Source organism: Streptomyces sp. NPDC002463 (genome assembly GCF_042889835.1).
Lineage (GTDB): Bacteria > Actinomycetota > Actinomycetes > Streptomycetales > Streptomycetaceae > Streptomyces > Streptomyces nymphaeiformis.
In genome coordinates this window covers 33,589-44,090 of sequence record NZ_JBIARL010000038.1, presented here as the reverse complement: position 1 = coordinate 44,090, position 10,502 = coordinate 33,589, and the positions used below count along the sequence as shown (strand labels likewise).

Here is a 10,502-nt window from a genome sequence, read left to right as displayed (position 1 = left end):
GTGGGCTCGGCCGAGGAGGTCGCGGCGGCGGTGCTCTGGCTCGCCTCCCCCGCCGCCGAATGGTCGTCCGGCACGATCCTCGACCTCAACGGGGCTTCACATCTGCGGAGTTGAGGACGGCACGTGAGAGGGGGCTCGCCCCTCGCACGACGCCGCGCTGTCCGCCCTGCGTCACTTCGAGGGCGGACAGCGCGGCTGACGCTCCGTCCCGGCTCGTCGAGCCCGGATCAATCGCCGGTGAGACCCCAGAAGCACAGCTCCGACGGGCGGCCCTCGGCGTCGTAGACGATGGTGCAGCAGCCGGAGCCGCGGTCGACCGGAGGGAACCAGCCGTCACCGGCCCGCTTCAGGGCCTGCTCCACGGCCTCCCGTACGGGATGCGGCGTGCCGAACGTTCGACGGCTTCCGCCGCTTCGACCACCCGCACGTCGCCGGGCTCCTCCAGGTCCTCTTCGCAGCGGACCACGCGCTCGACGTCCAGTACCGAATGCGCCGGCTCCTCCACCAGCCATCCGCTCGCCATCAGCCCTTCCAGCGTCTCGACGCCCTCTTCTCGGTAGTACTCGGCGTCCTCGGCGAAGACCCTCTCCCGGAGATCGTCCAGTGCCTCTCGCTCACTGTGCCGGAAGGGCGTGAAGTACGACCATCTGCTCGCTCCCATGGCCACGGAGCCTGCCGATGGGGTCAGAGTGCGGAGACGTAGTACCGGTCCACCGTCATACGGGCGTTCGCCCCGGCGCCGACGCGGGTTCCGGTCGTCTCCCTGGCCAGGGTGTAGAAGGAGTCCACGTAGTCCGGGTCGTCGGTCCACCACGACGTGGGCATGGCGTCGATGATCGCGTCGACGAGCGGGATGTACGCGCCCTGGTCGGTGATCGTCAGCAGGACCGCGGCGAGGGCCTTGGCGAGCGACGAGTAGTTCGTGTCGCCGTCGTCCTCCATGATCACGGCGTCGGCCAGGTTGTACTTGTAGTTCGACCAGTTGACCAGGATCTGGTTCGGGTAGTAGGTCGTGTTCTCGTCGTTGAGGTACGGCATGGTGACCGTGTCGACGCGGACCTTGCCGTCCGTGCCGAAGCCGGTGACGAGGGTGAAGATCTCGGCGTCGCCCTTGAACCAGGGTTCCTGGACGTCCCCCACGCTGATGGACTGGATCCGCGTCGTCCAGAAGCCGGAGTCGGCGGCGGAGAGCGAACGGGCCTTGTCCGCGGTCGGGGTGCCGAGTCCCTTCGCGGCGAGTTCCTCGTCGACCACCTTGAGGCCGGCCGCGAGCGCCTTCTGCCCGTCGACGCCGACCAGGTAGACCGGCCGGTTCGGGGTCTTCGCCGCGTCCAGCTCGTGCGCCTTGCCCGCGCTGTCGTAGGCGACGATCGTCTTGGCGTCGTCGTCGGCGGGCGCCGACGCGACCAGGGGCTCGGTCGTGGCGAGGCCGGACTCGGTGACCTTCTGCCCGGCGAGGCTCACCCGCAGCAGGGACGGCACGCCCTTGCCGAGCCCCTTCGCCTCGGCGACGTCCGCCTCCGCCTTGGCCAGGGTCGTTCGGAAGTCCTTGACCCGCTTGGCTCCGGACTTCGCGGTCAGCGCCAGCAGGTCCACGTCCTTGTTCGCCACGGCCGCTTCGGCCATCTGGCGCTGCCACGCGGGCTCGGCGAGCGAGCGGGCCAGTGCGCGTGCCGTCGCGGCTTCGATCGTGGCGACCGGGGAGGTCTTGGCGGTGTGCGTGGACGTCGTGGACGGGGTGTCGGTCGCCGCCGTGGCCGTGCCCTGAAGGGTGGTCAGGGTCAGTGCTCCCAGCGCGAGACCGGTGAGTGCCGCGCGGAGCTGTCTTCCTGCGAACAAGGTGTCCTCCAGACAATGGCGTTGCCCAGGTGCCCGGTTGTTCGGGTTCGGGCATGCCGGAATGCCGCCGTGCGTCGTCGCATGACGGTCGTGCGCGTGCGCGTTCGAGTGCGACGACAGTCTGGGGGATCCGCGTCTACGCGGATAGACGGCCTCTCGGCCATTCATGGGCAGGGGGGAGGGACTGCCGGAAATGTTCTTGCGAGAATGCGCCGGAGGATGCCCGGGACGGCTCCGTCTACTCCACGGGCCAGGTGTGCGCCGGGGCGTTGAGGTGCATGAAGTCGATGTACTGGCTCGTCATCCGACGGAGGGCAGCCGGCCGGTCCAGGTGGACGACGTCGTGGAGGTGGTGGAACATCTCCGCCTGCCACACGGCTCCGTTGCGGGCGGAGACGCAGCGCTGCTCGACGATGCCGAGCAGCGGTTCCCGCCACTGCGCGTCGAGGCCCAGGGTATCCAGGCCCCGGTGGGCGAGCGGGAGGAGGCGGCGCAGGACCAGTTCGGTCACGGGCACCTGGCCCGTACCCGGCCAGTAGAGCTCGGCGTCGATGCCGCGTCGTGCCGCCGCGTGCAGGTTGTCCTCGGCGGCCGCGAAGGACATCCGGCTCCACACCGGTCGGTCCTCGTCGACCAGGGCGCGGACGAGGCCGTAGTAGAAGGCGCCGTTCGACATCACGTCCGCGACGGTCGGTCCGGCGGGCAGCACCCGGTTCTCGACGCGGAGGTGCGGGACGCCGTCCACGACCGCGTAGACGGGACGGTTCCAGCGGTAGACCGTGCCGTTGTGCAGGGCGAGTTCGGCCAGGTGCGGGATCTCGCCGCGCTCGAGGGTCTCCACGGGATCCTCGTCCTCACAGAGCGGCAGGAGCGCCGGGAAGTAGCGGGTGTTCTCCTCGAACAGGTCGAAGACGCTGGTGATCCAGCGTTCGCCGAACCACACGCGGGGCCGCACTCCCTGGATCTTGATCTCGTCCGGCCGGGTGTCCGTGGTCTGCTCGAACAGGGGGATGCGGGTCTCGCTCCACAGTTCCTTGCCGAAGAGGAACGGCGAGTTCGCGGCGAGCGCGACCTGCACGCCGGCGACGGCCTGCGCGGCGTTCCAGTGCGCGGCGAACTGCTCGGGCGCGACCTGGAGGTGGAACTGGGTGCTCGTGCACGCCGCTTCGGGCGTGATGGTGTCCGCGTACGTGCGCAGGCGTTCCACGCCGTCGACCTCGATGAGGAGGTCCTCGCCGCGTGCCGCGAAGATCTGGTCGTTCAGGAGGTGGTAGCGCGGGTTCTCGGACAGCGCTTCGCGGTTCACGTCCTCGCGCTCGAGGGTCGGGAGCGTCCCGATCATCACCAGGTGCGCGCCGATGGCGGCGGCCTTCTCCTCGGCGTGGTTCAGGGCGTTGCGGATCTCCCCTTCCCAGGTGTCGGGGCCGCCCGCGGTGAGACGGCGGGGCGGGATGTTGATCTCCAGGTTGAACCGGCCCAGCTCGCTCGACCAGGCCGGGTCGGCGATGGCCTCCAGGACCTCGGCGCTGCGCATGGCGGGTCTGGAGGTCTCGTCGACGAGGTTCAGTTCGATTTCGAGGCCCACCCGTGGCCGCTCGACGTCGAAGCGGGCTTCGCGGAGCATGCGGGCGAGGACGTCGAGGGAGGCGTGCGTCCTGTCGCGGAAGCGGCGACGGTCGTCGCGTGTGAACGTCAGTGCCGGGACGTCACGACCCATCGGATCCTCCCGGGGCTCTGCGGCGCGGATCCTTCTTCCTTCAGCGTGCCACCAGGAGGCGGGCCCCGCCCGGCGCGGGCCGCCCGGGCCACCTGGCCAGGGCAGACCCGTGTACGCAGGGTGGTCCGGAGTGACCGAGGGTGGGGCGGGCGCAGCGCTTTCACCGAGTGCCCTGGTTCACGCCGGCGGGCTGTCACGTCCGGAGGGGGGCGCCGAGCGGCTGCGGATGCACCGGATCGCGGCCTGTCAGGAGCTGCCCCACCATCGGATCACCGATCTTCTCGACGGCACGGGCGTCAGGTTCGTACGGGGCGCCGCCACCGCCATCGACCCCGAGGCCCGGCGCGTCACCGTCGACGGCGGCACGGCCCTCTCGTACGACACTCTCGTGTACGCGCCGGGCGGCTCCACCGACACCGGCACGGTCACCGTCTGCGGCGGCCTGACCGGCATCGAGGCGGCCGCGGAGATCGCGGAGGCCCTGGAACGAACAGAGATGACGGTCCGCCAGATCGCCCATCGCGCCCGTGCGCACGTCCAGGCCCTCCGCCCCCGTTTCGACACCGACCCCGGGGTGCGGCGGCAGGTCACCGACCAGTTCCTGACGGCCTGCGCGGGCGGCGATCTGAACTCCATGATGGAACTGCTCGCCCCGGACGTGGTCGCCTGGTCCGACGGCGGCGGCAAGGTCACCGCCGCCCGTCGTCCGCTCCACGGCATCGACCATGTCGCGCGCCGGCTGCCGGCTTCCCGGCCGAGCCGGAGCCGGCCGCCCTGACCATGGAGCCGGCCGTCATCAACGGCGAACTCGGCATCCTCGCGACCATCGACGGCCCCACGCTCGGCGCGCTCTCCTTCGACATCGCCGGCGGCCGCATTCACCGCCTGCGCTTCCAGGTCGACCCCGACAAGCTCCGCGGCCTGACGCCCGAGAACAGCCTGTCCGCCCCCTGAGGGGGCCTGCCCATGCCGACGGCCCCGCCACCCGTGCGGGTGGCGGGGCCGGGTGGGTCGGTCAGCCGGCCGCGCGGAAGGCCGCTGTCAGTTTGCCCACGGCGCCCGCCGGATCACCGCCGAGCAGCAGGTGGTCGGCCTCGGCGAACGGTTTCGCCACCGGTTCCGTGATGTTCTGCCCGATGCGGTTCTGGACGATCAGCCGGGCCCGGGCGACGAGCTGCCGGGCCGCGGCGGAGTCCCCGTGGCCGGCCGTCTGGAGGGCCCGGGCCGCGAGCTCGATCGCCCGCAGTGCCGGTTCGCCTCCCTGCGGGGTGCCGCGGAGTGTGGTCAGGCCCCAGCCGTAGGGGAACTGCGGGTCGTAGCGTGTGTCGCCGACGTTCAGCGGCAGCTGGTTCTCCGACCTGGGCCAGCTCACCGGGAGCTGTCCGGTGAAGGGCTTCCGGCCGTAGAGGACGTCCGCCACGCCGTCGCCCTCCGTGCCGGGCAGCCACGAGGCCACCAGGGCGTCGATCGCGGGCAGCCGGTCGCCGATGAGCTGGGGGCGGCCGGAGACGGCGAGGACCGCGCAGGGCATCGCGGCGCAGACCCGGTCGACGGCCGCCTTGTCGGCCGCGCTCAGTTCCAGGTCGTGGCCGTTGCCGACGTCGCCCATGCCCTCGGCGTACGGCTTCTCGCCGACCACGACGACACCGACGTCGTGTCCGGCGGTGGGCGCGGAGGCGTCCTTGGAGTACGTCAGCGTGGCGCCGGAGTCGGCGGACTTCCGCATGGCCTCCAGGATCGTGGTGCCGGTGGTCGTCCGGCCCGAGGCGCCCTGCCAGGTGACGGTCCACCCGCCGGCCTGGTTGCCGAGGTCGTCCGCGTTCGAGCCGGCGACGTACACGTTCTGGGTCGGCTTGAGCGGCAGTACGCCGCCCTCGTTCTTCAGGAGCACCTGCGAGGCGGCGGCCGCCTCCCGCGCGACCGCACGGTGCTCGGCCGAGCCGACGGTGGCCAGGTTCGCGGTGTCCGCGTACGGCTTCTCGAAGAGGCCGAGGCGGAACTTCTGGGTGAGGATCCGGGCGACGGCGTCGTCGATCCGCGCGGTGGGGATGCGGCCGGCCTCCGTCTCGGCGATCAGGGTCCGGGTGAAGTCCTGGTAGTTCGTCGGCACCATGATCATGTCCAGGCCGGCGTTGACCGAGGTCCGCACGTCGCTCGGGTAGTCGCCGGGGATCTGGTCGATGGCCTGCCAGTCGCTGATGACGAAGCCGTCGAAGCCCATCCGGTCCTTCAGGACCCCGTTGATCATCTCGGCGTTCGCGTGCATCTTCACGGGGCCCTGGTCGTCGCCGAGGATGTCGAGCGAGGAGTACGAGGGCATGACCGTGCCCACGCCGTGCCTCACCGCCTCGGCGAACGGCGCGAGGTGGACGGCCTCCAGCTCCTCGCGGGTGACGCGGGTGACGCCCTGGTCGATGGTGTACGAGCCGGTCGTCGACGAGCCGAAGGCGGTGCCGCCGTCGCCGACGAAGTGCTTGGCGGTGGTCAGCACCTTGTCGTTGCGGTCGAGGTCCCGGCCGTCGGGCGCGCCCTGCATCCCGTCGATCACGGTCTCCATCGCGGTGACGAGCGCGGGGTCCTCGCCGAAGGACTCGTACGAGCGGCCCCAGCGTTCGTCGCGGGTCACGCACAGGCAGGGGGCGAAGTCCCAGGGGACGCCGGTGGCCCGGACCTCCTTCGCGGTGACGGCACCGGTCCGGGCGGCGAGGCCGGGGTCGCGTCCGGCGCCGATGCCGATGTTGTGCGGCATGATCGTGGAGCCGACGACGTTGTTGTGCCCGTGGACGGCGTCCACGCCGTATATGAGCGGGATCTGCAGTCGGGTGGCCCGGGCGCGCAGCTGGTACGCGTCGACCATGCGGGCCCACGCCTCCGGCGTGTTGGGGGTGGGGACCGAGCCGCCGCCGGAGAGCAGGGAGCCGAGGCCGTAGCCGGCGATGTCTCCGGGCGAGCGCAGGGCGTTGCGTTCGGCCTGGGTCATCTGGCCGGCCTTCTCGCGGAGCGTCATCCGGGAGAGGAGGTCCGCGACCCGTTTCTTCACCGGCAGGCGCTTGTCGAGGTAGGGCAGTCCGTGTGCGTCGATGACGACGACGGGGGTCTCGGCGGGTGCCTCGGCGCCGTCGACGGTCAGCTTCACCGGGATCGTCTCGGCCTCCTCGCCGGCCCCGTCCTTCAGGGTGGGCACGGTGATCGAGCGGGTCGTCCCGGACGGCGTCCCGGCCGGGAACTCCACGCTCCCGGTCACCGGGGTGTAGTCCTTCCCCGGCTCGGCGGGGCCGCTGTCGTCCGTCGTGTACGTGACGGTGACGGGCTCGCCGGTCGGCGCGGAGCCGGTGGTGGCGACCGTGACGGCGATCCTGGCGGTGTCTCCTTCGTGGACGGGGTGGACCACGGCGCCGGTGGTGACGCGCGTGTTGCGGGCGGGGTCCGCCTTCCCGTACAGCTCGACGCCGTCGAGGGCGAAGCGGCCGGGCGCGCCGGTCGGCAGCGTGAGCGCGTACCCCCACATGCGATCGAGGCCGAGGACCTGGTCGATGCCGCCGACGGGCTGGTAGTCGGCGCGGTACTGGAAGTCGGAGAAGGGGATCTCGACGTGGTGCCAGCCCTCCCAGTCGTCGGTGAAGGAGGTCGTCCACAGTTCGGACGCCTCGCCGTTCGCCCCGCCGTCCTTGATCTCGAAGTTGATCCGCTTCCCGGAGCCGGGCGGCAGGGGCGCGGTGTTCTGGCCGTACCACCAGAAGCGGATGCCCTTGTGCGCGGTCCAGTCCTGGGCGGGCTTGTCGAAGGCGAAGTCGTGGGTGAATCCGCCCCAACCGCTGATGTCGTAGCGGCCTTCGAGGACGTGTCCGCCTTCGGGGGCGTCGGCGCGCTCGGCGAGGGTGAGGGCGGGGTGGTCGTCGGTGTCGCTGCCCCAGGTGAAGAGGCCTTCGGCGGGCGGTCCGGCGAAGGGGACCTCCCCCTCGAAGCGGTCGACGGCCTGGGGCGGCGGGTCTTCGTCGGGCGCGGCGGCGCTGGGCACGGCGGCGGCGAGCAGTCCGGCGAGGACGGCGGTGGCGGCGAGCGCGGCGGCGCTCGCCCTTCTTCGGTGGCGCGGGTGCGGCATGCGGGCTCCTCGGGAGAGGGGTACGGGGGGTGGCTGGTTCAGGACGGCTGGTGGGTCCACTTCTGGTTGGTGCCGCCCGTGCAGGTCCAGATCTGGGTGCGTGTGCCGTCGGCCGAGGTGTTGCCCGTGACGTCCAGGCACTTGTTCGCGGCCGTGTTGACGACGTCATGGGTCCCGGGGTCGTACGACCAGCGTTGGGCGCCGGTCCCGTTGCACGTGTAGAGCTGCACCTTCGTGCCGTCGGCGGTGCCGGCTCCGGTGACGTCGAGGCACTTGCCGAGGGCCCGGACCGTACCGTCGGCGCTGAGCGTCCACCGCTGGGCCGCGGTTCCGTTGCAGGTGTAGAGCTGGACCGGGGTGCCGTCGGCGGTGGCCGCGCCGGCGACGTCGAGGCACTTGCCGGCCAGGCCGGTCATCGGTCCGGTGGGGGCGCTCGCCGTCGTACCGGACCAGGTGAAGGTGGCGGTGGTACGGGCGGGCAGGGTGTACGTGAAGGACTGGCCGCCCCAGTCGACGCGAAGGGACTGGGCCGAGGCGCCGCCGTTGTGGGCGATGAGGGCCTTCGAGCCGTCCGGGTTGCGCCAGGCGACGTTCTGCACGGTGGAGTCGGCCGTCGAGGCGATCCGGTGCGCGCCGGGGCGCACGAACTTGGTGAGGTGGCCGGTCGTGTAGTACTCGATCGTGTAGTCGACCTGCCCGGCGCGCGCACCGCCCTCCTGGACGGTGATCAGGCCCGTGCAGGTGCCGCACCCGCCGTTGTGCGGGCCCATGTTCTGGTTGAGCGCCAGGCTCCATTTCGTCAGGCTGCCGCTCCAGTTGCGGGCATAGCCGACGATGTCCTTCATGTCCTCGTTGTGCTGGTTGCCGATCCAGGTGCCCCCGGAGTGCTCGGTGCTGAACTGGCGCACCGACGGGTACTGGTCGTGGACCTGGCTGCCGACGGCCGGATCGCCGGCGTAGCCGTGCCAGGCGATGCCGCCGAACAGCGGGTCGTTCCGCACGCCCGCGTCGTCGAGGACGCCGGAGCCGAAGTTCGCGTAGTCGCCGTAGTTCCAGTCGTGCACCAGGACCTTGGTGTCGATGCCCGCCGCGCGGAAGGCCGGATAGACGTGGTTCTTGGTGAACTCGACCAGGCCGGAGGGGTTCCAGCTCATGCCCGGGTAGTTCATGGCGGTGGGGTTGGCCGCCTGGCAGCAGTTGGGCTCGTTCTGCACGGAGAGGTAGTCGACCTTGATCCCGGCCGCCTGGTAGCTCTGGATGTACTTGGCCAGGTACTGGGCGTAGAGCGGGTAGTACTCCCACTTCAGCCAGCCCATCTGGTCCATGCGGCCGTTGTCCTTCATCCAGCCGGGGGCGCTCCACGGCACCGCCATCAGCCGGAGCGAGGGGTTGAGCTGCTTGGCCTGGCCGGTCAGCAGCCGCACGTTCGTGTCGTAGCCGTTGGCCCCGAAGTCGTCGAGGTCGCAGCAGGTGTCGTCGAGGGAGACGTTGCCTGGACGGGAGAGGTCGGAGGCGCCGATGGGGTTGCGGAGGAAGGAGAGTCCGATGCCGTCGGTCGGCGAGAACAGCTTGCGCATCACGTCGTCGCGGGTGGCGGCGCTGATCGCCCCGCCGCGCAGGAGATAGGCGGTGGTGTCGGTGATCGACGCGCCGCCGCCCTCGAACTGCTGGTAGGTGGTGGACTCGTCGACGGCGATGGTGTGGCTCGCGCTGCCGCCGGCCGGGCCGAAGGCCGTCGGGGTCTGCGGGGCGAGTCCCCGGGTGACGGTACGGCCTCCGGCGTCGGAGGTGGTGGTCAGCCAGACGTCGACCCGCTCGCCGGCGGCCTGCGCCACGCCGGGGCCGCTCATGACCAGGCCGCTCGCGAGGAGGGCGCCGGTCACGAGGGCGGCGGCGAGGCGGCGGGGTCGGGGCCGACCGCGCCGCGCGAGCGACCAAGAACTGTAGTGCACCTGACATGCCCTTCGGTGGGGGGCGGCACGCCGCGCAGCGGGCCGGCTAACCCGGACCGCTGGACGTGCCGCGAGACGGCAAGGCTTATATCAAGGTGTGAAGTTATGGAGACGGCACAGCCCAGTCAACCCCTCGTGCACACAACTCTTGAACGCGGAACACGAGTTCGGACTCGGCAGCGGTGGCCCGTGCGGGTCCTCCCAGCGGGCGGCGCCGGTGGGTCCGATGCCCAGGCGCCCCGGAGCATCGTCACGGCTTTCCCGACCGGTTCCCTGACATCCTGGAACCGTGACTTCCGAAGACCTGCCCCTGCGTCCCCTGCTGGTCGTGGACGGCGCCAACGTCGTGGGATCGGTGCCGGACGGCTGGTGGCGCGACCGGCGCGGGGCCGCCGAGCGGCTGCGTGACCGGCTCGCCGCGACCGGCGGCCCGGCCGACGGCCCGCACCCCGGCCCGTACGAGATCGTCCTGGTCGTCGAGGGCCGCGCCCGGGGTGTGGCCTCCGTACCGGGCGTGCGGGTCGAGGAGGCGCCCGGCAGCGGCGACGACCTGATCGCCGATCTGGCCCGGGGCGCCCACGGCCGCCCCTGCCTGGTGGTCACGGCCGACCGCGAGCTGCGCCGGCGCGTGGAGCGGGAGGGCGCCCGCTGCACGGGACCGCGCAGCGTTCTCCCACCGCCCGCATAGGGCCTTGCGCCGCTTGCTTCCAGCCGCGGCCGAGCCCCACCAGGAGGACACTGGGGACAGAGGAGCACAGGACGGAAAAGGGGGACGATCGGGCAGGTGAGCGGGCATTTCCAGGTGGTTTCCGGGTGGCGGCACGAGACGTTTCCCGGGTCTTCACGCGGAACACCTTCCAGGTTGACATGCCCACTCCTAGCCTGCCGGTTG

7 protein-coding genes and 2 pseudogenes are annotated in these 10,502 nt (G+C 71.4%); 3 read left to right on the top strand and 6 right to left on the bottom strand.

What is annotated here, in order from left to right; all coding sequences use genetic code 11:
- Positions 1-114 (top strand): annotated as a pseudogene (locus tag ACFYX3_RS40400) (3-oxoacyl-ACP reductase); the annotation flags it as partial.
- A gap of 113 nt (positions 115-227) precedes the next feature.
- Here ACFYX3_RS40400 and ACFYX3_RS40395 read toward each other — a convergent pair.
- From ACFYX3_RS40395 to ACFYX3_RS40380, 4 genes are all read right to left on the bottom strand, one after another.
- A complete protein-coding gene (locus tag ACFYX3_RS40395) occupies positions 228-362 on the bottom strand; it encodes a hypothetical protein (RefSeq protein ID WP_389024913.1) in 135 nt (44 codons plus the stop codon).
- Positions 347-661 carry a hypothetical protein gene (locus ACFYX3_RS40390; RefSeq protein WP_389024911.1) on the bottom strand — a complete coding sequence of 105 codons (315 nt, stop codon included), beginning with the start codon at positions 659-661 and terminating at the stop codon, positions 347-349. Before ACFYX3_RS40390 ends, ACFYX3_RS40395 begins: the two co-directional genes overlap by 16 nt.
- A gap of 23 nt (positions 662-684) precedes the next feature.
- A complete protein-coding gene (locus ACFYX3_RS40385) occupies positions 685-1,839 on the bottom strand; it encodes a DUF3103 family protein (RefSeq protein ID WP_389024909.1) in 1,155 nt (384 codons plus the stop codon).
- Positions 1,840-2,077: 238 nt separating this feature from the next.
- Positions 2,078-3,556 carry a glutamate-cysteine ligase family protein gene (locus ACFYX3_RS40380; protein ID WP_389024907.1) on the bottom strand — a complete coding sequence of 493 codons (1,479 nt, stop codon included), beginning with the start codon at positions 3,554-3,556 and terminating at the stop codon, positions 2,078-2,080.
- A 463-nt stretch (positions 3,557-4,019) separates the two neighbouring features.
- On the opposite strand from ACFYX3_RS40380, the pseudogene ACFYX3_RS40375 reads away from it, so the two are divergent.
- Positions 4,020-4,510 (top strand): annotated as a pseudogene (locus ACFYX3_RS40375) (nuclear transport factor 2 family protein); the annotation flags it as partial.
- Between the two features lie 61 nt (positions 4,511-4,571).
- On the opposite strand, the gene ACFYX3_RS40370 reads toward ACFYX3_RS40375, so the two are convergent.
- Both ACFYX3_RS40370 and ACFYX3_RS40365 read right to left on the bottom strand, forming a co-directional pair.
- On the bottom strand, positions 4,572-7,658 hold the full coding sequence (locus tag ACFYX3_RS40370; protein ID WP_389024905.1) for a glycoside hydrolase family 3 N-terminal domain-containing protein: 3,087 nt from the start codon (positions 7,656-7,658) through the stop codon (positions 4,572-4,574).
- 38 nt (positions 7,659-7,696) lie between these two features.
- A complete protein-coding gene (locus ACFYX3_RS40365; protein WP_389024921.1) occupies positions 7,697-9,541 on the bottom strand; it encodes a ricin-type beta-trefoil lectin domain protein in 1,845 nt (614 codons plus the stop codon).
- 358 nt (positions 9,542-9,899) lie between these two features.
- On the opposite strand from ACFYX3_RS40365, the gene ACFYX3_RS40360 reads away from it, so the two are divergent.
- Complete coding sequence (locus ACFYX3_RS40360; protein WP_382660951.1) at positions 9,900-10,298, top strand: NTP pyrophosphohydrolase; 399 nt, start codon at positions 9,900-9,902, stop codon at positions 10,296-10,298.
- Positions 10,299-10,502: the final 204 nt, after the last annotated feature.

Excerpts from the sequence above, each read along its gene's own strand:
- ACFYX3_RS40370 (WP_389024905.1), bottom strand. The coding sequence starts at position 7,658 with ATGCCGCACCCGCGCCACCGAAGAAGGGCGAGCGCCGCCGCGCTCGCC.
- ACFYX3_RS40390 (WP_389024911.1), bottom strand. The coding sequence starts at position 661 with ATGGGAGCGAGCAGATGGTCGTACTTCACGCCCTTCCGGCACAGTGAG.
- ACFYX3_RS40380 (WP_389024907.1), bottom strand. The coding sequence starts at position 3,556 with ATGGGTCGTGACGTCCCGGCACTGACGTTCACACGCGACGACCGTCGC.